The organism is Isoalcanivorax pacificus W11-5, assembly GCF_000299335.2.
In the GTDB taxonomy this organism is placed as follows: Bacteria; Pseudomonadota; Gammaproteobacteria; order Pseudomonadales; family Alcanivoracaceae; genus Isoalcanivorax; species Isoalcanivorax pacificus.
The window spans coordinates 2,780,683-2,800,045 of sequence record NZ_CP004387.1 but is presented as its reverse complement, the minus strand read 5'-3'; the positions used below and the strand labels follow the sequence as shown (position 1 = coordinate 2,800,045).

Annotated in this window: 20 protein-coding genes; 17 read left to right on the top strand and 3 right to left on the bottom strand. The window is 63.0% G+C overall.

Features of this window, described 5'->3' with window-relative positions:
• Positions 1–11: 11 nt before the first annotated feature.
• The 3 genes from S7S_RS18885 (at position 12) to S7S_RS12400 (ending at position 3,071) form a co-directional block, all read left to right on the top strand.
• Entirely contained in the window at positions 12–779 is a 768-nt protein-coding gene (locus S7S_RS18885; RefSeq protein WP_008736654.1) for an OmpA family protein, read from the top strand.
• A 165-nt stretch (positions 780–944) separates the two neighbouring features.
• Positions 945–1,955: a porin gene (locus S7S_RS12405; RefSeq protein ID WP_008736657.1), complete on the top strand. Its 1,011-nt coding sequence runs from the start codon at positions 945–947 to the stop codon at positions 1,953–1,955.
• 345 nt (positions 1,956–2,300) lie between these two features.
• Positions 2,301–3,071 carry a putative porin gene (locus tag S7S_RS12400; RefSeq protein ID WP_008736659.1) on the top strand — a complete coding sequence of 257 codons (771 nt, stop codon included), beginning with the start codon at positions 2,301–2,303 and terminating at the stop codon, positions 3,069–3,071.
• Positions 3,072–3,140: 69 nt separating this feature from the next.
• On the opposite strand, the gene fabB is transcribed toward S7S_RS12400, so the two are convergent.
• Entirely contained in the window at positions 3,141–4,355 is a 1,215-nt protein-coding gene (fabB, locus tag S7S_RS12395) for a beta-ketoacyl-ACP synthase I (protein WP_008736661.1), read from the bottom strand.
• An 84-nt stretch (positions 4,356–4,439) separates the two neighbouring features.
• On the bottom strand, positions 4,440–4,958 hold the full coding sequence (gene fabA / locus S7S_RS12390; protein ID WP_008736664.1) for a bifunctional 3-hydroxydecanoyl-ACP dehydratase/trans-2-decenoyl-ACP isomerase: 519 nt from the start codon (positions 4,956–4,958) through the stop codon (positions 4,440–4,442).
• A 538-nt stretch (positions 4,959–5,496) separates the two neighbouring features.
• Here fabA and S7S_RS12385 point away from each other — a divergent pair.
• The 9 genes from S7S_RS12385 to S7S_RS12345 all read left to right on the top strand — a co-directional run bounded on the left by S7S_RS12385 (position 5,497) and on the right by S7S_RS12345 (position 13,853).
• On the top strand, positions 5,497–7,491 hold the full coding sequence (locus S7S_RS12385; protein WP_008736666.1) for a heme lyase CcmF/NrfE family subunit: 1,995 nt from the start codon (positions 5,497–5,499) through the stop codon (positions 7,489–7,491).
• On the top strand, positions 7,488–8,021 hold the full coding sequence (locus tag S7S_RS12380) for a DsbE family thiol:disulfide interchange protein (protein ID WP_008736668.1): 534 nt from the start codon (positions 7,488–7,490) through the stop codon (positions 8,019–8,021). Before S7S_RS12385 ends, S7S_RS12380 begins: the two co-directional genes overlap by 4 nt.
• A complete protein-coding gene (locus S7S_RS12375) occupies positions 8,018–8,461 on the top strand; it encodes a cytochrome c-type biogenesis protein (protein WP_008736670.1) in 444 nt (147 codons plus the stop codon). Before S7S_RS12380 ends, S7S_RS12375 begins: the two co-directional genes overlap by 4 nt.
• The gene (locus S7S_RS12370; protein WP_041025993.1) at positions 8,458–9,471 is read left to right on the top strand and encodes a tetratricopeptide repeat protein; all 1,014 of its coding nucleotides are present in this window, start codon (positions 8,458–8,460) and stop codon (positions 9,469–9,471) included. The genes S7S_RS12375 and S7S_RS12370 overlap by 4 nt, the downstream gene beginning before the upstream one ends.
• Positions 9,472–9,666: 195 nt before the next feature.
• Positions 9,667–10,329 carry an adenylate kinase gene (gene adk / locus S7S_RS12365; RefSeq protein WP_008736674.1) on the top strand — a complete coding sequence of 221 codons (663 nt, stop codon included), beginning with the start codon at positions 9,667–9,669 and terminating at the stop codon, positions 10,327–10,329.
• Between the two features lie 343 nt (positions 10,330–10,672).
• Positions 10,673–11,404 (top strand): septum site-determining protein MinC, encoded by a 732-nt coding sequence (gene minC, locus S7S_RS12360; RefSeq protein WP_035204456.1) that lies wholly within the window; start codon positions 10,673–10,675, stop codon positions 11,402–11,404.
• Between the two features lie 89 nt (positions 11,405–11,493).
• Positions 11,494–12,315, top strand: coding sequence for a septum site-determining protein MinD (gene minD, locus S7S_RS12355; RefSeq protein WP_008736677.1), 822 nt, complete (start codon positions 11,494–11,496; stop codon positions 12,313–12,315).
• Positions 12,312–12,566 (top strand): cell division topological specificity factor MinE, encoded by a 255-nt coding sequence (gene minE / locus S7S_RS12350; protein WP_008736679.1) that lies wholly within the window; start codon positions 12,312–12,314, stop codon positions 12,564–12,566. Before minD ends, minE begins: the two co-directional genes overlap by 4 nt.
• Before the next feature lie 498 nt (positions 12,567–13,064).
• Entirely contained in the window at positions 13,065–13,853 is a 789-nt protein-coding gene (locus tag S7S_RS12345; RefSeq protein ID WP_035204458.1) for a hypothetical protein, read from the top strand.
• Between the two features lie 207 nt (positions 13,854–14,060).
• On the opposite strand, the gene mobA is transcribed toward S7S_RS12345, so the two are convergent.
• Complete coding sequence (mobA, locus tag S7S_RS12340) at positions 14,061–14,642, bottom strand: molybdenum cofactor guanylyltransferase MobA (protein ID WP_008736684.1); 582 nt, start codon at positions 14,640–14,642, stop codon at positions 14,061–14,063.
• 129 nt (positions 14,643–14,771) lie between these two features.
• Here mobA and S7S_RS12335 point away from each other — a divergent pair, with 129 nt between their 5' ends.
• From S7S_RS12335 to S7S_RS12315, 5 genes are read left to right on the top strand one after another with little or no spacing between them, the layout of a single operon-like run.
• The gene (locus S7S_RS12335; RefSeq protein ID WP_008736687.1) at positions 14,772–16,742 is read left to right on the top strand and encodes a DNA repair helicase YoaA; all 1,971 of its coding nucleotides are present in this window, start codon (positions 14,772–14,774) and stop codon (positions 16,740–16,742) included.
• Positions 16,723–17,403, top strand: a complete 681-nt coding sequence (tsaB, locus tag S7S_RS12330) for a tRNA (adenosine(37)-N6)-threonylcarbamoyltransferase complex dimerization subunit type 1 TsaB (RefSeq protein WP_008736689.1) — start codon at positions 16,723–16,725, stop codon at positions 17,401–17,403. The genes S7S_RS12335 and tsaB overlap by 20 nt, the downstream gene beginning before the upstream one ends.
• Positions 17,400–17,840, top strand: a complete 441-nt coding sequence (locus tag S7S_RS12325; RefSeq protein WP_008736691.1) for an acyl-CoA thioesterase — start codon at positions 17,400–17,402, stop codon at positions 17,838–17,840. The genes tsaB and S7S_RS12325 overlap by 4 nt, the downstream gene beginning before the upstream one ends.
• Complete coding sequence (locus S7S_RS12320; protein WP_008736693.1) at positions 17,840–18,637, top strand: undecaprenyl-diphosphate phosphatase; 798 nt, start codon at positions 17,840–17,842, stop codon at positions 18,635–18,637. Before S7S_RS12325 ends, S7S_RS12320 begins: the two co-directional genes overlap by 1 nt.
• A 4-nt stretch (positions 18,638–18,641) precedes the next feature.
• Positions 18,642–19,361, top strand: coding sequence for a class I SAM-dependent methyltransferase (locus tag S7S_RS12315; protein WP_041025992.1), 720 nt, complete (start codon positions 18,642–18,644; stop codon positions 19,359–19,361).
• Positions 19,362–19,363: the final 2 nt, after the last annotated feature.

Here is a 19,363-nt window from a genome sequence, read left to right as displayed (position 1 = left end):
AGAGAGCCACCATGCAGAAACTGACATATCCCCGCGCCATGCTGATGTCCGCGCTGGGGCTGGCGCTGCTGGCCGGTTGCACCGTCCGCCCGGTAGACAGCCGCATCCCCGGTTACCTGACCACCCCCGGCGGGGCGTTGCTGTACAACGACGCAGGCCAGTGCTGGCGTACCGCCGCCTGGCGGCCGTCGCTGGCGATCCCCGAGTGTGATCCGGACGTGGTGCGGCGCCAGCGTGAACTGGCGCAAGAGGAAGAAGCACCGGCCGTCGAGGAAGATGCCGCCCGCAACAGCACCCTGGTTGCGGTGGCAGAGGTCGAGCCCGTTGCGCCACCTGCGGCGCCGGCGCCGCCTGCCACACAGCCGTTCCTGCTCAGTGCGGACGCCACGTTCCACTTTGGCCATTACCGCCTGAGCTACGCGGGCGAACAGGCGGTGGCGACACTGGCCGACCGTATCCGTCTGCGCGGTGGCGAAGACCTGCAGGTGCGCATCATCGGCCACACGGATCGCATCGGTGACGCGGGTGCCAACCAGCGGCTGTCGGAGCAGCGCGCCAATAGCGTGCGTGACAAGCTGATCGAGCTTGGCATCCCGGCTGCGGCCATGACCGCTGAGGGCCGGGGTGAAAACCAGCCCGTCACCGCCCCGCAGGAGTGCCCGGATGATCTGGTCCACTGCGAACAGATCCTGTGCCTGAGCCCGGATCGCCGCGTGGAAGTCGAGGTCTCCGGCACCCAGACCAGGGCGCTGCGGCCCCGCCCGGTGCGTTCCCGGTGAGCGATGGCGGGGCGGGATGTCGCGTATTACCCCCTTGTGGTTCCCGATTCACAAAAACTTCACAAAGACGCAACTTAGCCGTCACAGGGTCTTTCCATACTTCGCGCCAGTCGTAGCAATGTTGTTACGTCGCTAACGAATGAGCCTGAATTTGGGAGATCACGAATGAACAAGAAGCTGCTTGCGATTGCTGTGGGGGCTGCTATTGCGATGCCGGGTACCGTTCTGGCTGCTGGCCCGACTGTATACGGTAAAGTGAATGTTTCTTTGGAAAACGAAAGCACTGATCCGGGTCCGGGCGCGCCGAACAACGACGATAGCTGGGTTCTGGACAGCAACGCTTCCCGCATCGGTGTGAAGGGCGACTTCGATCTGGACTTCGGTGGTCTGAAAGCCATCTACCAGGCAGAGTATGAAATCAATGTTGATGACGGCGGTAGTGCCCCGTTCAGCCAACGTAACATCTTCGGTGGCCTGAAAGGCAGCTTCGGTACTCTGAAGGCAGGTAAATTCGATACCCCGCTGAAAGTTGCCCAAGGTGACGTCGACCAGTTCAACGATATCGACGGCGATATCAAATTCATCATGGCTGGCGAAATCCGCTCTTCCAACATCATCCAGTACTCTACTCCGAAACTGGCTGATATGGTTACCCTGAACCTGGCATTCATCCCGGCAGAAGACGGCACCGACTTTGACGGCGACGGTGAGAATGAAAATGGCCTGGCTGACAGCACCTCGATCTCTATCGTACTGGAGACCGGTGGTTTGTATGCCGCGCTGGCGCGTGATACCGACATTGTTGACTCTCTGGAAGTTGACACGGTAACCGGCAGCAATGTAACTCTGGATATCACCCGTGCAGTAGCCGCATACAACTTATCCGGTCTTGAGCTGGGTGCTCTGTTCCAGATCGCTGAAGAAACCGAAGGCGATGGCAAAGACACCTCCATGCTGGTCAGCGCGGCCTACGGCATCAACAACGTCAAACTGAAAGCTCAATACGGCATGACCGAAGCTGATCAGACCGATGAAGAAGCCACGCTGATGGCCATTGGTGCAGACTACAAACTGGGCAAAAACAGCAAAGCATTTGCTTACCTGTCCCAAGTTGAGTTTGACCAAGCTGATACCGAAGATCGTACTATCGGTATCGGTCTGGAACACAAGTTCTGATAATGATAACCCTGATATCGTGGAACGACGGTCTACAGGGGTAGCAACGCAAGTAGCAAGGCCCACCTCGTGTGGGCCTTTTTTTATTTGTTGCGTCATGCCGTGGCCCGTGCATGCGTCTGGTAGTGACCCGGGACGTGGCCTGCGCATTGGCCTGGCCGCTTCCGGGCCTCTCTCCCGGCCTTTCCCGGCCCGTAGCTTGGTGTGTGCAGACGCTGGCGGAGGCAGTACGTCACGGGATCATCGCCCACCTCTTTCTTCCCGTCACAGGATTGTCATATAGTCGGGCCAACCGGCTTGCAGGGCCGGTCACATCAAGAATGACAATGATCAGGGAGATCACCTATGAAGAAGCACCTGCTTGCACTGGCTGTTTCCGCTTCCATTGCACTGCCCGGCCTGGCCATGGCCAGCGAGGGCGATTACCAGACTGAGATCGGCTTCCAGTTTCAGCGTGTGGACGTGGACAATGTGGGGGACGACACAGCCATTGGGGTGGACGCAACCTATCATTTCCAGCGTGTCAACACGACGGGCCATCCGTTGGCCGAGGCAGCCTTTCTGGAGCGTTCCAGCAATATCGGCGCCTCCTACATTACTTATGATGATCTTGACCTCGATGTGCTGAGCCTGTTCGGTGAAGCCTATGTCGAGGACTTCTATGCGGCAGCACAGCTGTCCCGTAACGACAATGGCAGCACCACCAACGATATCGGTGTCCGGTTAGGTTTCCTGCCTGCCGACGGATTATTGCTGACTCTGGGATTTGACAAGGAAGAAGACGCAGGGCCGGGAGGGGACGATCTGAACAGCGTGTCCCTGGGCGCCAAGTACGTCACCAAAATGACCAATGACACCGCCTTCAATCTGGAGGGCGAGCTGTCGCGCGCTGACGATGATGACGACACCATGGCGCTGGCGCTGGCCGGGGACTATTACTTCAATCGCCAGTTCAGCCTCGGCCTGCGGCTGGTGGAAACCGATAACGACAATATCGACACGGCCTACGGTATTGGTACGCGTCTGTTCTTCACCCCGCTGGTCAGCGGCGAACTGGAGTACATGAGCGATGATGATATAGACATCATCTGGGCGCGCCTGGCGGCCCGTTTCTGAGGTGATTTCCGATAACCGTAAAACAGAAAAGCCCGCGTCAGCGGGCTTTTCTGTCATCCTGTCTGTGAATCAGGCGTATCGCTTCAACACCAGCGATGCATTGGTTCCCCCGAACCCGAAGCTGTTGCTCAACACCTGGTTAAGCACCCGCTCCTCACTCTGGCGCAGAATCGGCAGGTCACCCGCAGCCTCATCCAGTTGCTGGATATTTGCCGAACCGGCAGCAAAGTTATTCTGCATCATCAGCAGGCAGTAGATGGCTTCCTGTACACCGGCGGCGCCCAGCGAGTGGCCCGACAGGCTCTTGGTGGAGCTGATGGTGGGGACATTGCCGTCGGCAAAGGTGGCACGGATGGCTTTCAGCTCGGCCAGGTCGCCGACCGGGGTGCTGGTGCCGTGGGCGTTGATGTAATCAATCGGGCCATCGATATTGGCCAGCGCCTGGCGCATGCAGCGGATCGCGCCTTCGCCGGACGGGGCGACCATGTCGTGGCCGTCGGAGGTGGCGCCGTAGCCGACGATTTCGGCGTAGATTTTCGCACCACGGGCCTTGGCGTGTTCCAGTTCCTCGATCACCAGCATGCCGCCACCGCCGGCGATGACGAAGCCATCGCGGTCGGCGTCGTAGGCGCGTGATGCCACGGCCGGGGTCTCGTTGTACTTGGTGGAGAGCGCGCCCATGGCGTCGAACAGCACGCTCATGGTCCAGTGCTCCTCTTCACCGCCGCCGGCAAACACGATGTCCTGCTTGCCGAGCTGGATCTGTTCCATGGCGTTGCCGATGCAGTGCGCGCTGGTGGCGCAGGCGGAGGCAATGGAATAGTTCACGCCCTTGATCTTGAACGGCGTGGCCAGGCAGGCGGACACGGTGCTGGCCATGGTGCGGGTCACCATGTAGGGGCCGACGCGTTTCACGCCGCGCTCGCGGGCAATGTCGATGGCTTCCACCTGATTACCGGAGGAGGCGCCGCCGGAGCCGGCAATCAGCCCGGTGCGTTCATTGGACACCTCGGCGTCGCTCAGGCCGGCGTCGGCAATGGCCTGTTGCATGGACAGGTAGGCGTAGCAGGCGGCATCGCCCATGAAGCGGCGCGCCTTGCGGTCGATCAGGGCATCAAAGTCGATGTCCGGGGTGCCGGAGACCTGGCTGCGCATGCCCTGTTCGCGATAGCTGTCGTTGTAGCGGATACCCGAGCGGCCCGCGCGCAGGGACTCGGTGACGGTTGCCTGATCATTGCCCAGGCAGGAGACGATGCCCATGCCGGTAATCACAACTCTTTTCATTGTCTTCAGCCTCAGTACAGGTGCCGGAGCCGGCGGCTCCGGCCCGTTGTCGCGGCATGGCCGGGACAACGGTGTCGACGGTCGTCAGAAACCTTCCGTGGAACTGAATAGCCCCACGCGCAGATCCTTGGCGTGATAAATGTCGCGCCCGTCCACGGAGACGGTGCCGTCAGCGATGCCGAGCGTCAGTTTGCGCGCCATGACCCGCTTGATATCCAGTTGGTAGGTGACTTTTTTCGCTGTCGGCAGGATCTGCCCGGAAAATTTCACCTCACCCACCCCCAGAGCACGCCCGCGGCCAGGGTGGCCGAGCCAGCCGAGGTGAAAGCCCACCAGTTGCCACAATGCGTCCAGGCCCAGGCAGCCCGGCATCACCGGATCGCTTTCGAAATGGCACTGGAAAAACCACAGGTCCGGGTGGATATCGAGTTCCGCGATGATCTTGCCCTTGCCGTGTTCACCCCCGGTGTCGCAGATGTGGGTGATGCGGTCAATCATCAGCATGTTCGGCAGCGGCAGGCGTGCATTGTCGGGGCCAAACAGTTCGCCGTGTCCGCAGGCGAGCAACTCGTCCCGGTCAAAACTGTGCTTTCGTGATTCCATCAAATCTTCATGCTCCTGGCTGTGGAACACCCGGCGGACAGGTGGGTCTTACCGGCGCCAGGGCGCGGCTATCATAACAAAGCGTTTGTGACAGTCGTGAACGAGGATACTTCAGAATTATGTCAAGGTGTTGCAAGCGCCTGGCCGCTGCGCGAGAGGGGAGCCTGGCGATAGTGCGCAATGCGCACGGGGTGGGCGCGCAGTGTCGCTGACGGGGATCAACACGGGGGGGCGAAAAGCGCGCAAAAGCTTGAAAATACGTGCTTTCTCACCCAAGCTATGCGCCCGCAGGACAAGCTGGCCAGGCCGGATGGCGGCGGCCTGCTGGTGCCGTTGCGGCACACTTTGCCTGCCTGAATTACGCGCGGCTTTGCGCCCCGGCACTCTCGTTGGCGCCGTCTGGCGCGCTGGCGGTGGTCGCGCCGCCTGCCGGGCAGGTCTGCGCCGACCTGCTTGCCCCATCAATGACCGGCTCCGGCTGCATGACGCGCCAGCCTGTCCATAACCGGCTTCGGCCCTGAAGCCTGAAGGAGTCGCTGTGACGGCGGAACTGGGACACTTTGCAGTCTGGATGGCACTGGTGCTGGCGGTATTGCAGGCCGTACTGCCGTTGCTGGGCACCTGGCGGGGCAGCACAGCGCTGGTGAGCACCGCACGGCCGCTGGCGCTGATGCAGTGCCTGCTGCTGACCGGCGCCATGATCGCGCTGGGTTACGCCTTCTACTTTAATGACTTCACGCTGGCCTACGTCGCCAACCATTCCAACTCCGCCATGCCCTGGGGCTACCGCCTGTCGGCCATATGGGGCGGGCACGAAGGCTCGCTGCTGTTGTGGGTGTGGATGCTGGCCGCCTGGGGGGCAGCGGTGGCACTGCTGAGCCGCTCGGTGCCTACCGAGATGGTGGCGCGGGTGCTGGCAGTGATGGGCATGGTGGGGATCGGTTTCCTGTCCTTCATGCTGTTCACCTCCAACCCGTTTGATCGCATCCTGCCCTGGTTTCCGCTCGACGGGGCGGATCTCAACCCGCTGTTGCAGGACCCCGGCCTGATCGTGCACCCGCCGATGCTCTATATGGGCTATGTGGGATTCTCGGTGGCGTTTTCGTTTGCCGTGGCCGGGTTGCTGGCCGGCAAGCTGGACCCGGTCTGGGCGCGCTGGGCGCGGCCCTGGACCACCATCGCCTGGGCCTGCCTGACCATTGGCATCGCGCTTGGCTCCTGGTGGGCCTATTACGAGCTGGGCTGGGGCGGCTGGTGGTTCTGGGACCCGGTGGAAAATGCCTCGCTGATGCCCTGGCTGGCGGGTACGGCGCTGATCCACTCACTGGCGGTGGCGGAAAAACGCAACCTGTTCCGCGCCTGGACCGTGCTGCTGGCGATCCTGACGTTTTCACTGAGCTTGCTGGGAACGTTCCTGGTGCGCTCCGGCATTCTCACGTCCGTGCATGCCTTTGCCAACGACCCTGAGCGCGGCACTTTCGTATTGATCTTCCTGGCGCTGGTGGCTGGCGGCTCGCTGACACTGTTCGCGATCCGCGCACCGAAGCTGAAAAACACGGCGGGCTTCCGGTTGCTGTCGCGGGAGACTTTCCTGCTGGGCAACAATCTGCTGCTGCTCACGGCGACGTTCGTGGTGCTGCTCGGCACGCTGTTCCCGCTGATTGGCGATGCGCTGAACCTGCGCATCTCCATCAGTGCGCCGTACTTCAACAAGTTCTTTGTGCCGTTGACGCTGGTCCTGATGGCGTTGCTGGTGCTGGGCGTGATCAGCAACTGGAAATCGCACCGCGCCGACCAGTTCCGCCGAAGGGTGTTGCCGCTGATTCCTGCCGCCATTGTCGGCGGGCTGTTCGCCGCCTGGCTGCCGGGCGGCACGCCGTGGCTCGGCACGCTCGGACTGATCGCGGTGGCCTGGGTAGTGATCGGCCACCTGGACGATGTCGTGCGCAAGGCGCTGGCGTTCCGGGCCGGTTTGCTGCGTGGCATCGGGCGTCTGTCCAATGGCTATAAAGGCATGGTGCTGGCGCATTGCGGGCTGGCGTTGCTGGTGGCGGGTGTGATCCTGGTGTCGCACCACGAAATCGAGCGGGATGTGCGCATGGTGCCGGGCGATACCGCGCATGTTGGCGGCTACGACTTTACCTTTGTTGATATCAGCCCGCGACAGGGTCCCAATTATGACGCCATGCGCGGCACCTTCGAAGTGAGCCGCAATGGACGGCGCGTGGCGACCATGCATCCGGAAAAACGCACCTATCGTGTCGGCGGCCAGGTCATGACGCAGGTGGCCCTGCGGCCGGGCCTGATCCACGACCTGTATGTGGCGCTAGGCGAGCCGCTGGACATGCCCGGTGCCTGGGCCGTGCGCGTCTATTACAAGCCGGGCGTGCGCTGGATCTGGCTCGGGGCGCTGGTGATGGCGCTCGGTGGCGCACTGGCGGTGTCGGACAAGCGCTACCGCAGCCGGCGCCGGCAGGAGGAAACAGAAACGGCCGCGCCGTCCGCTGCCGTTGCGACGGAGATGGGTGCATGAAGAAATCACTCTGGGCGCTGATTCCGCTGGTGCTGTTCCTGGCGCTGGTGGTGCTGTTGTACAACGGCCTGGGCCGCGACACGGAAGAATTGCCGTCAACACTGGTGGGCCAGCCGGTGCCGGCGTTTTCACTGCCGTCGCTGATTGGCGAGGATCGCATGCTGGGGCCAAAGCTGTTCGAGGACCGCTGGTCGCTGCTGAATATCTGGGCCACCTGGTGCCCGACCTGTTATGTGGAGCACCCCTACCTGCTGCAACTGGCGCGCCAGGGTGTGGCCATCGTTGGCGTCAACTACAAGGACAATGACGAGAAGGCGCGCACCTATCTGGCCGAGCTGGGCAACCCCTATACCGAAGTGATCGTCGACAAGCGCGGCACATTGGGTATGGACCTCGGTGTGTATGGCGCGCCGGAGACCTATCTGATCAACCCGCAAGGCCACATCGTGCTGCGCCATACCGGCGAAGTGAACGAACGCGCGTGGCAGCAGAAATTCCTGCCGCTGATCAAAGGGGAGGGCGTGCAATGATCCGTCTGTTGCTGGCTCTTTGTCTGCTGCTGCCACTGGCGGCGGCGGCAGTGATTGATGTGTACGAATTCGACAGTGCCGAGCAGGAAGCGCGCTTTCGCTCGCTGACGCAGGAATTGCGTTGCCCGAAGTGCCAGAACCAGAGCATCGCCGATTCCGATGCGGATATTGCGGCGGACATGCGTGCACGTACCGCCGAGATGATTCGCGACGGCGCGAGTGATCGCGACGTGGTGGAGTTTTTCCGTGCCCGCTACGGTGATTTTGTCAGTTACCGGCCACCATTTGCCGTCAATACGTTGTTGCTGTGGCTTGGGCCCGTCGTGGTGGTGCTGATCGGCGGGGGTCTGGTCGGGCGCCAGTTGCGTCGCGCCAGCCAGGCACCGCTGGATGACGATGACATGCAGCCGGATGAGCGCCAGCGGGAGAATGAACAATGATGATAGTGCTGCTGGTGGTGCTGGCCCTGGGCACAGCGTTATGGCTGCTGTGGCTCTGGCAACGGGAAGCGCGCCGTGCCGGTGCACGCCTGTCGCCAGGCTGGCTGGCGGCGGGTCTGCTGGTGCCGGTGCTGGGCGCCCTGGTGTATCTGGCGTTCGGTTTCCAGCGCGATACGCTGGAGTGGGTGGCGGATTATCACACGCTGCGGCCGGCGGCCCGGGAACTGGCGGCCGGGCACCCGCCGCAGGGGCTGGATGAAACGGTGTCGCCGGCGGCACTGACCCGCGTCCTGCAGCGGCAGCTGGCGATGACGCCGACGGCGGACGGCTGGTATGCGCTGGGATTGCTGTACGGTGAATTGCAGGCGCCAGCCATGTCCGTGCTGTCGGCACGCAAGGCGCTGGCATCTGATCCGGACCTGATACCGGCTCGCCTGCTGCTGGCGCAGAGTCTGGTGGACGAAGCCGAGGGCCAACTGACCGATGAAGCCCGCGAGGTGCTGGATGGCGTGCTCGCGGTGCAGCCGGAACACGACGGCGCCTGGATGCTGCTGGGCATGGCGGCCAGCCAGAGCCGTGACTATGCATTGGCGGCGGATGCCTGGCGCCAGTTGCTGTCGCGCCACGCTGACAGCGAGGCCGGCGATGTACTGCGCCGCAGCCTGGCGTTTGCCGACGCCCAGCAGGCGCAGGCGGGCCGGTTTGCCGAGGTCAGTGTGACGGTGGCTGCAGCGGAGGTGCCGCCGGGTGGTTCGCTGTTCGTGTTCCTCCAGCCGGAGGGGGGGAGTGGCCAGCCACTGGCGGCGCGGCGGGTGCTGGCGGAGCAATTCCCGGTGACGGTGCGTCTCCGCCAGGGCGACTGGCTGCAACCGTTCCCCGAGGCGGATACGGCCGTGGTGGTCGGCGCGCGCTACAGCCCGTCGGCTGCCGCCGGCGTCGACCAGGCTATGCTGGCCGCCCCGCCGCGTCCCTTTACGCCGGGTGAAACCGTCACCTTGCAGTTGCGATAACCGGCAAAACCCCTGCTTCCGCCTGGCACCAAGGTTGCATTCCGGGCGGGGCATTGTGCCACCAATGGCTAATCCCCTGCGCTTGTGGCCTTCGGGCCGGCAGGGTAAAGTGGCGCGTTTTCGAGGTCCGGGTGCCCGCCGGCTGTCGCCACACGGCCCCTTCGGGGCACCTGATTCCCACAGATGGAGAAAGCTATGCGCGTCATCCTGCTTGGCGCGCCTGGGGCCGGTAAGGGCACCCAGGCGCAGTTCATTATGGAACAGTACGGTATCCCGCAGATTTCCACCGGCGATATGCTGCGTGCGGCGGTGAAGGCCGGTACCCCTCTGGGGCTGGAAGCCAAGAAAGTGATGGATGCAGGTGGCCTGGTGTCGGATGACATCATCATCGGCCTGGTGAAAGAGCGTATTACCCAGCCGGATTGCGAAAACGGCTTCCTGTTTGACGGTTTCCCGCGCACCATTCCGCAGGCGCAGGCACTGGTGGAAGCGGGCATCACCATTGACGCCGTAGTGGAGCTGGATGTGGATGACGCCGAGATCATCGAGCGTCTGTCCGGCCGGCGTGTGCATCCGGCGTCCGGCCGCGTGTACCACCTCAAATATAATCCGCCGAAAGTACCAGGCAAGGATGATGTGACCGGTGATGATCTGGTGCAGCGCGACGATGACCGCGAGGAAACCGTGCGCAAGCGTCTGGAGGTATACCAGCAGCAGACCCGCCCGCTGGTCGATTTCTATCAGGATCTGGCCAGGCAGGATTCCGGTGTGGCGCCGGCCTATATTCGTGTGCCCGGCGTCGGTTCCATGGACGATATCCGTGCACGCATCTTCGAAGGGCTTGATGCCCGGCGTTGAAAACACCGCGTAGCAGGCGACTGAAACCCCGGCTCCGGCCGGGGTTTTTTGTTGTTGCGGGGCAATCAGGGCAGCCGGTCACGGCCGTGAACAGTTTTACATTCCGCGCCGCACATTTCGTCCGCCATCGGCATGCCGGTCATGTTATTGATTTCAACCGCGTGAAACTCGCCCGAGTGGCTGTGGCGGGCAAAAAAACAGCCCTGCCGTGGCGCGCTTGCGCTTTTCCCGATGGAACCTTTGCTCTAGGCTTGCGTTCCATTCCGTAAGCCGCCTCTTATGCGACAGATCGCCGTGAGCATGAGGCTCTCTGGCGTGACAACTCACCCGACACAGGTCAGTGATGACAGCAGTAGTGGAAGAAAATACCGTCCTCGAATTCCGCGGCCGCATGCTCATGATGACGGTCCTGCATCTGAAAACGCTGGCGCTGGATGCGCTGCACGCCCAGCTCGACAAAAGCCTTGAGGAATCCCCCGACTGGCTGCGCGATGTGCCCATCGTGCTGGACCTGCCGCCGCAGGTGGAAGCCTCGGTGGTGGAGCTGGCGCTGGTGCTGGAAGCGTTGCGCGCCCGCGACATGAACCTGGTGGCGGTGGCGGCCTCCAGTGCCATCTCGGAGCAGGACATCCGTGCGCTGGGGCTGGGTATGGTGACACTGGGCAGCCAGCGTGGCGGTAACGTGCCGCGTGCGGAGAAGCGTGCGGACAAACCCGAGGCCGAGCCGGCGGCCGCCTCGCGGGGGGAAACGCTGGTGATCGACCAGCCCGTCCGTTCCGGACAACAGATCTACAGCCGGGGTGACCTGATTGTGCTGGCGCCGGTGGGCACCGGCGCTGAATTGCTCGCTGAAGGGCATATCCATGTCTACAGCAACCTGCGCGGTCGTGCGCTGGCCGGTGTGCGCGGCGACACCTCCGCGCGCGTGTTCTGCCAGCAGCTCAATGCTGAGCTGGTGTCCATCGCCGGGCATTACCGGGTGGCGGAGGACCTGCCAGAGAGTTGGCGCAATCAGGCGGTACATATTTCGCTGGACGGGGAAGCAATGCAGTTTTCGCCGCTCAAGCCCCGTTGACAGGCCGGGCCGGGAGGCCCGCCGTTCCCTATTCAACTCGCAGGCGGCCATCGCGCCGCCGGCATGGCAAGCACTGAGGAGAAAGAAGCGTGACCAAGATCATTGTTGTGACCTCCGGCAAAGGAGGCGTGGGCAAGACTACCACCAGCGCGGCGCTTGCCACCGGTCTCGCGCTGCGGGGCTTCAAGACAGCGGTCATCGACTTTGATGTCGGTCTGCGCAACCTGGACCTGATCATGGGCTGCGAACGGCGTGTGGTCTACGACCTGGTCAATGTGATCAGCGGTGATGCCAACATCCGCCAGGCGCTGATCAAGGACAAGCGCGTCGAGAATCTCTATATTTTGCCCGCGTCGCAGACCCGGGATAAGGATGCACTGACCCAGGACGGTGTGGAGCGGGTGCTGACGGCACTCAGCGAAGACATGGCCATGGACTACATCATCTGCGACAGCCCGGCGGGTATCGAGAAAGGCGCGCTGATGGCGGCCTACTTTGCCGATGAAGCCGTGGTGGTGACCAACCCGGAAGTCTCCAGCGTGCGTGACTCGGATCGCATTCTCGGGATTCTGGCCAGCAAGACGCGCCGTGCCGAACAGGGCGGTGGCGACATTCCCGCACGGCTGTTGTTGACCCGTTATTCCGCAGACCGGGTCAGCCGTGGCGAAATGCTGTCGGTGGAAGACGTTCAGGAAATCCTCGCCATCGACCTGCTGGGTGTGATCCCGGAATCCCAGGCGGTGCTCAACGCCTCCAACGCCGGCACCCCGGTGATTCTGGATATCGAGTCGGATGCCGGGCAGGCCTATCTGGATGCCGTCGCGCGTTTTCTGGGTGAGCAGGTGCCGCATCGCTTCCTCACCGTGTCCAAAAAAGGCCTGCTGGGCCGCCTGTTCGGAGGTCAGGGATGAGCATCTTCAGTTATCTGCTGCCGAAAAAGCAGAACACCGCCTCGGTCGCCAAGGAACGTCTGCAGATCATCGTGGCCCGTGAACGGTCCGTGCGTGGCGGGCCGGATTACCTGCCTCAATTGCAGGAGGAACTGCTGGCCGTGGTACGCAAATATGTGCCGGTGGACCCGGAAGCGGTGATGGTGCAGGTGGATCGTGAGTCTGGCTGTGAAATCCTGGAGCTGAATATCACGCTGCCGGAAAAGGAATAGGTGGCGGGGGGGAGATGTCCCCTCCGGGACAAGACAAGGCGGCCGAGGCCGCCTTTTTTGTGGCGTGCCATCCATGGCCGCCATCCTTCGGGCCGTCGCTGGCGCGACGTCAAAAATGGCTCCTGGCCATTTTTTGTGCCCGGCGACCGCCTGATACCTGTGATCGGCGACGACAACATATAAAAAATGCAGGTGCCGACGCGGTGGCAGGGGATCCAGTCAGCGATGATGGCATCGTTGCAGTGCGGCGTTAATAAACCGGGAGGGGGTTAATCGGGGGAGGTAATCGGGGTTTCAAAAAACGCGCTGCTGTTTCTTTTATTACCTTTGGTTTATCCCCCGATGACCCCGCTTCAAACCCCAAAAGGGGGTAATCGACCGATTTTTTTCCATTTGCTCAAAAAATGTTGGCTAAATTATGTACCAACTGATTTTTTTTTATGCTACTTTTCAGCCGTTGCAGTACCCAAAACAATGTGATGGTTTAGGAGATCAATCATGGCTCGTGCAAAGAGAAAGGCCGCACCGCGTAAAAAGGCGGTAGCCCGCAAGGCACCGGCAGCAAGAAAAGCAGCAGTGCCGAAGTCCATCGTCAACGCCGAAGCAAAAGTAAAACTCCAGCAGAAAGTCCTCGACCAGGCCCAGAAGAAGGTCGCCCAGGCCAGCACCAAACAGGAGCAGGCCCGCAAGAAACTGGATACCGAAACCGGCAAACTGGCAAAACTCCAGTCCGACCTGAAAACCAAGCGTGACAAGGCCCGTACCGGCACCGCCGCCGCCAAGAAAGCCGTGGCACCGGCCCGCGACAAGGTCAGCGCCCAGCGCCTGAAAGTGAAAGAAGCCCGTGACCAGATCAAACTGGTACGTGGTGAAGAGCAGGCCGCCAAGAAACTGGTTGCCCGCGAAACCAAGAAACTGCGCACTGCAGAGCGTAACTACGGCACCAAGGTACGCGACCAGGAGCGTAAAGCCGCCAAGAAAGCCAAGGCCGCAGCCAAGAAAGCCGCTGTGAAAGCCAAGGCTGCTGCCAAGAAAGCCGCTGCCAAAGCCAAGGCTGCCGCCAAGAAAGCGGCCGCCAAAGCCAAGGCTGCCGAGAAGAAAGCCGCTCGCAAGGCCAAGGCGAAAGCCAAGAAGGCCGCGCCGAAGAAGAAAGCGCCGCGCAAGGCAGCTGCCCGCAAGGCCCCGGCTCGCAAGACCACCGTCCGTAAAGCCAAGGCCAAGAAAGCACCGGCCCGCAAGAAAGCAGCACGTCGTGGTCGTCCGCCGAAGAAGGCAGCGGCCAACTGATTGATGGTGTCTGCCATCGATGAATGAAAAACCCCGCTTCGGCGGGGTTTTTTTATGGGGGCGTTTTAATCTCCAGGCCTGGGCCGGATTCCGTGACGGGGTTTTAAGCGGGCCGATGATACGGCACGCTGCAGAAAGGAATCCGGCGCGGTGCCGATAGGGTACAAGGCGGTTACGCCGATCCGGGTGTTTCGATTGGTAACATTTTTAGCCGGATGTCCATTCATCCGGATAATTCAGATTTGCGAAGGCGTCCCTGGCTGCCTCATTGCATTGCACCGGCCGTATCGGCTTGTCGCGCAGCCAGCCGTGCACACTGCGATCCCTGTCATTGAGCCAGCTGTCCAGATTCTGTTGCCAGTAGCCGCTGTCGAGCGCCATGCACAAGGGTTGCAGCCGCTGGCCGTCATGCAGCACGGCAATGTCCGCCGTATCGAGGCGTGCTGCGCAGAGTTGCCGGGGCAAAGTAGCCGGCAGCCGTGGCATGTCGCAGGGCAGCAGCACACATTGCGCACAGCGCGCGGCGGACAGGGCGGCCTGCAGGCCGGCCAGCGGGCCGAGCAGCGCCTCGCTCTGGTCCTGTAAGACCTGCGCCCCGAACGGGGCGGCCAGCGCACGGTACTCGGCAAGGTGGCGATTGACGACCAGCAGGTGTTGCGAGGCGTCGTTGAAGCGCTGCAACAGATGCTGTACCACCGGCTGGCCGTGCCACGGCAGCAACCCCTTGTCGGCCCCGCCCATGCGCCGGCCGGCGCCGCCAGCGAGAATGATCAGTGTGTAATGGCTCATGACGCGACTTTCCGGCAGCGCCGTGCTTGGGTCAATAACCGGCATCCGCTATTCTCTGCGCTGATTTTTCGATGCCGTCGTGGCCGGCCTGGCCGTTGTCGCCGTCATCACCATGGCAGGAGCAGGGTATTGAGTCAGGTTCGCGACATTCTCCAGCAGGGCGAACGCTTTGAAGCGTTCATCCCTGGCTTCCTTGCTCGCGCGCCGCAACTGGAGATGGCCACCGCCGTGGAATCGGCCCTGGCGGCGCACGAGGCGCTGGTGGTGGAAGCGGAAACCGGCACCGGCAAGACGCTGGCCTATCTGGTGCCCGCGCTGCTCTCCGAAGGCCCGACCATCATTTCCACCGGCACCAAGAGCCTGCAGGACCAGTTGTTCTTCAAGGATGTGCCGGTAGTGCTCAAGGCACTCGGTGTGCGCCGGCGTGTGGCGCTGCTGAAAGGCCGCGCCAATTATCTCTGCCCGTATCGGCTGGCCCTGCACATTGAGGAAGGCCGCTTCCTGGCGCGTGAGACGGCGGAACAACTGCAGGTGGTGGCGCGCTGGGCCGGACGGACGGCCACCGGTGATCTCGCCGAGTTGCAGGAGCTGCCGGAAGACGCCCCGGTCTGGCCCTGGGTGACCAGCACGGCGGACAACTGTCTGGGACAGGACTGCCCCAACTACAGCGAGTGTCCCGTCATCCAGGCGCGCCAGCGTGCCCAGGAAGCAGACCTGGTGGTGGTCAATCATCACCTGTTTTTTGCCGACGCGGCGTTGAAAGGCGAAGGCGTGTCTGATCTGCTGCCGAGCGCCAATGCCGTGATCTTCGACGAAGCACATCAATTGCCGGATGTGGCGGCGACGTTCTTTGGTGAATCACTCAGCGCCCGCCAGATCACCGAGCTGGGCCGCGACGTGCTCAGCGAGGCCGGCCATACCGCCGCCGACCTGCAGGCACTGAACAGCCTCACAGCGGCGCTGGAGCGCGCCACAGCCGATCTGCGGCTGGCCCTGGGGGATGAGGGCCGTCGTGCCCCCTGGCAGGACGTCGCGCACCTCAAGGCGGTCCAGGAGGCCGTGGACGGGCTGCTGGCGCGGCTGGAGGAACTCGATGCGATGGTGGCGCCGTTGCAGAAGGCCAGCCGGGGCATGGATAACTGCGTCCGCCGCAGCCGCGAACTGCTGAACAGCCTGGGACGCCTGACCCGGGCCGAAGATCCTGCCCAGGTTTACTGGTTCGAGAATTTCCGCCGCACCTTCATGCTGCACGCAACGCCGCTGGCCGTGGCCGAAGCCTTCGGTGCCCACCGCGCCCGGCATCAGTGCGCCTGGGTCTTCACCTCGGCCACGCTGTCGGTGGCGGGCAATTTTTCTCATTTCCTGGACCGGCTCGGGCTGGACCAGGCGCGCACGCTGCGGCTGGCGAGCCCGTTCGATTTTCGGCGCCAGGCCGTCTTGTACGTTCCGGAAAATCTGCCGATGCCGGAGTCACCGGACTATACGCGCGCGGTGGTGGACACCATGCTGCCGGTGATCGAGGCGGCGAAAGGGCGCACGTTTTTCCTGTTCACCAGCCACCGCGCGCTGCGTGAAGCCGCAGCGCTGCTGCGTGACCGGCTGCCCTTCCCGCTGCTGGTGCAGGGTGAGGCCGGGCGGCGGCAACTGCTGGAACAGTTTCGCGGGCTTGGCAACGCTGTCCTGCTGGGCGCGGCCAGTTTCTGGGAAGGCATTGATGTACGCGGCGACGCGCTCAGTTGTGTGATCATCGACAAGCTGCCGTTCGGTTCGCCGGGCGATCCGGTGGCCGCCGCACGCATCGACAATATTCGTAAACAGGGTGGGCAGCCGTTTCGTGATTTCCAGTTGCCGCAGGCCGTGCTGACATTGCGGCAGGGCGCCGGCCGGCTGATTCGTGATCCGCAGGATCGCGGCCTGCTGGTGGTGGCCGACCCGCGCATCGTCAATCGCAGCTACGGCAAGCTGTTTCTCGACAGCTTGCCGGGCATGACCCGCACCCGCAAACTGGAGGTCGTCCAGCGTTTCTTCCGCATGCTTGAGCAGACCTCGCCGGCACTTCCCGAACAGAGACAGGATTCAGATGAAACTGATCGGCATTGAAACCGCCACCGAAAGTTGCTCGGTGGCCCTGTGGCAGGACGGCGACCTGCTGGAGCGTTTTGAGATGGCGCCGCGCCGGCAGACCGAACTGGTGCTGCCGATGGTGGAGGCGTTGCTGGCGGAAGCGGGCCTGACGGCGGCGCAGCTTGATGGTGTGGCGTTTGGGCGCGGACCGGGCGCCTTTACCGGCGTGCGCGTGGCCGTAGCCGTGGCGCAGGGGTTGGCGTTTGCCATTGACCGGCCGGTGCTGGGTATCTCGACGCTGGCGTCGGCAGCGCTGGCGGCGTTTGATCGTGGCGCCCGCGGCCCATTGCTGACGGCGTTCGATGCGCGCATGAACGAACTGTACCTGGCAGTGTACGAACGGCAGGGTGACAACGACCGTTTGCATGCGCTGGTGGAAGATTGCCTCGCCAGCCCGCTGACCTTGCCACCGCTACCGCAGCAGGTACGCACCGGCACCGGCTCGGGGGAGGTGCACCGCGCCGCCCTGCAGCAGGCACTGCCCGCATTAGGAGAATGGCTGCCGGACGGTTATCCGCGCGCAGCCACCATTGTTCGGCTGGCGGCACCGGGTTTTGCCGCAGGGGAAGGGGTAGACGCCGCGCAGGCACGGCCCGTGTATCTGCGTGACCAGGTGATTCAGGGAGCTAACCGATGATCGAATGGGATTTACCCCGACCGCACACGCTGTCGATGATGGTGGAAGACGACAGCATTGATCGCATGGGCCACGCCAACAACGCGGCCTACGTGCAGTGGATGGAAAAGGTGGCCTGGGACCATACCGAGGCGCTGGGCCTGGGCTGGGAAACCTATAGCCGTCTCAATCGCGGCTTTGTGGCACGCCATACTGAGCTGGAGTATCTCAGCCCCGCGTTTGCCGGTGACAGGTTGCTGCTGGGCACCTGGATTGTGCAGAACGATTTCCGCATCAGCATGACGCGCCGTTACCAGATCGTTCGTGAAAGCGATGGCGTGACGCTGGTGCGCGGCCATACGCGTTGGGTGTGCGTGGCGGTGGATTCCGGCAAACCGCGTCGCATGCCGCCGGAGTTTGTCGAGGGCTATGCCGTCACCGTCAAGGATGCGCTCTGATGGACTGGTTGCAGACACTGGTCCTGGCATTGATTCAGGGGCTGACCGAATTCCTGCCTGTCTCCAGTTCCGCGCATCTGATCCTGCCGGCGCAACTGCTCGGCTGGCAGGATCAGGGGCTGGCGTTTGATGTGGCGGTGCACCTGGGCACGCTGGTCGCGGTGGTGTGGTATTACCGCCGGCAACTGACCGCCATGGTCGGCGGTGCCTGGCAGGGCGTGACACAGCGGCGCGTGAACGAGGACCTGCGCCTGGGGCTGCTGATCGTCTGGGCGACCTTGCCGGCGGTGGTGTGCGGCCTGCTGTTCAAGGATCTGATCGAACAGTACACACGCTCTGTGACGGTGATCGGCATCACCACCGTGCTGTTCGGCGCACTGCTCTGGTTTGCCGACGCGCGCGGCCGGCAGCGGATCGGCCTGATGGGCATCGGCCTGGGGCTGGCGACGATCATTGGTGTGGCGCAGGCGCTGGCGCTGATCCCCGGGACGTCTCGCAGCGGCATCACCATCACGGCCGCATTGCTGGTCGGGTTGAAGCGTGAAGACGCGGCGCATTTTTCCTTTCTGCTCTCGATTCCGGTGATTCTGGGTGCGCTGGTCCTGATGAGCCGTGACCTGGTCGGGCTGGAGCATGCCTACAGCCTGATTCAGCTGGGCGTGGCCTGCGTGCTGTCCGCACTGGTGGCCTACCTCACCATCGCCTTCTTTGTGCGTCTGGTGAGCCGTGTCGGCATGATGCCGTTCGCGGTGTACCGGCTGCTCCTGGGTGCCGTGCTGCTGTTGTGGTTCACCTGACGCCATGAGCCTCGGCCTGCTGCCGGATGCACCGCCAGGCCTGCCCGGTTTGCCGGTGGCCAGCGATGCCGCCGCGCTGGCCACCGGCTGTGACCTGGTGCTGGGCCATCGCGATGGTGCGCTGTCGCTGTGGCATCCGGGTGGGCCGGAAACGCCCCTGTGCGTGGATTTTGCAGGCGGCAAGACCGGCTACCGCGTTGCCGCCGACCGCGTGCGTCATGAAAAACTGGTGCGTGCGGCCGGCAACATGCCGGAAAACGGTGTGGTGATAGACGCCACCGCCGGTCTCGGACGCGATGCGGCGGTGCTGGCGGCGGCGGGCTGGCAGGTCGTGCTGCTGGAGCGGCAGCCGGTGCTGCACGCCATGTTGTCGGATGGGCTGCGGCGTGCCGGTGCGCTGGCGCAGCGCATGACACTGGTGAATGCCGACAGTCTCGACTGGCTGGTGACGCATCCGGCGGTGGCACAGGTGGTGTATCTGGACCCGATGTTTCCCGAACGGGAAAAATCCGCTGCGATCAAAAAAGATCTGGCGTGGCTGCAGCAACTTTCCCCCATCGACGATGAGGCCGGTGAGGCAGCGCTGCTGACAGCGGCGCTGACGGCGGCGGGCAAACGGGTGGTGGTCAAGCGGCCGTTGCGCGCACCGCTGCTGCCGGGCAGAAAGCCCTCTCACCAGCTGGCGGGGAAGACGGTGCGGTTTGATGTCTATGTGACGGGCTGACG

Coding starts and splice junctions, on each gene's coding strand:
- S7S_RS12405 (WP_008736657.1), top strand. CDS start 945: ATGAACAAGAAGCTGCTTGCGATTGCTGTGGGGGCTGCTATTGCGATG.
- mobA (WP_008736684.1), bottom strand. CDS start 14,642: ATGAGCCATTACACACTGATCATTCTCGCTGGCGGCGCCGGCCGGCGC.
- S7S_RS12325 (WP_008736691.1), top strand. CDS start 17,400: ATGATCGAATGGGATTTACCCCGACCGCACACGCTGTCGATGATGGTG.
- S7S_RS12370 (WP_041025993.1), top strand. CDS start 8,458: ATGATGATAGTGCTGCTGGTGGTGCTGGCCCTGGGCACAGCGTTATGG.
- S7S_RS12315 (WP_041025992.1), top strand. CDS start 18,642: ATGAGCCTCGGCCTGCTGCCGGATGCACCGCCAGGCCTGCCCGGTTTG.
- S7S_RS12345 (WP_035204458.1), top strand. CDS start 13,065: ATGGCTCGTGCAAAGAGAAAGGCCGCACCGCGTAAAAAGGCGGTAGCC.
- minE (WP_008736679.1), top strand. CDS start 12,312: ATGAGCATCTTCAGTTATCTGCTGCCGAAAAAGCAGAACACCGCCTCG.
- fabB (WP_008736661.1), bottom strand. CDS start 4,355: ATGAAAAGAGTTGTGATTACCGGCATGGGCATCGTCTCCTGCCTGGGC.
- S7S_RS18885 (WP_008736654.1), top strand. CDS start 12: ATGCAGAAACTGACATATCCCCGCGCCATGCTGATGTCCGCGCTGGGG.
- minC (WP_035204456.1), top strand. CDS start 10,673: ATGACAGCAGTAGTGGAAGAAAATACCGTCCTCGAATTCCGCGGCCGC.
- adk (WP_008736674.1), top strand. CDS start 9,667: ATGCGCGTCATCCTGCTTGGCGCGCCTGGGGCCGGTAAGGGCACCCAG.
- S7S_RS12375 (WP_008736670.1), top strand. CDS start 8,018: ATGATCCGTCTGTTGCTGGCTCTTTGTCTGCTGCTGCCACTGGCGGCG.
- S7S_RS12320 (WP_008736693.1), top strand. CDS start 17,840: ATGGACTGGTTGCAGACACTGGTCCTGGCATTGATTCAGGGGCTGACC.
- fabA (WP_008736664.1), bottom strand. CDS start 4,958: ATGGAATCACGAAAGCACAGTTTTGACCGGGACGAGTTGCTCGCCTGC.
- tsaB (WP_008736689.1), top strand. CDS start 16,723: ATGAAACTGATCGGCATTGAAACCGCCACCGAAAGTTGCTCGGTGGCC.
- S7S_RS12400 (WP_008736659.1), top strand. CDS start 2,301: ATGAAGAAGCACCTGCTTGCACTGGCTGTTTCCGCTTCCATTGCACTG.
- S7S_RS12380 (WP_008736668.1), top strand. CDS start 7,488: ATGAAGAAATCACTCTGGGCGCTGATTCCGCTGGTGCTGTTCCTGGCG.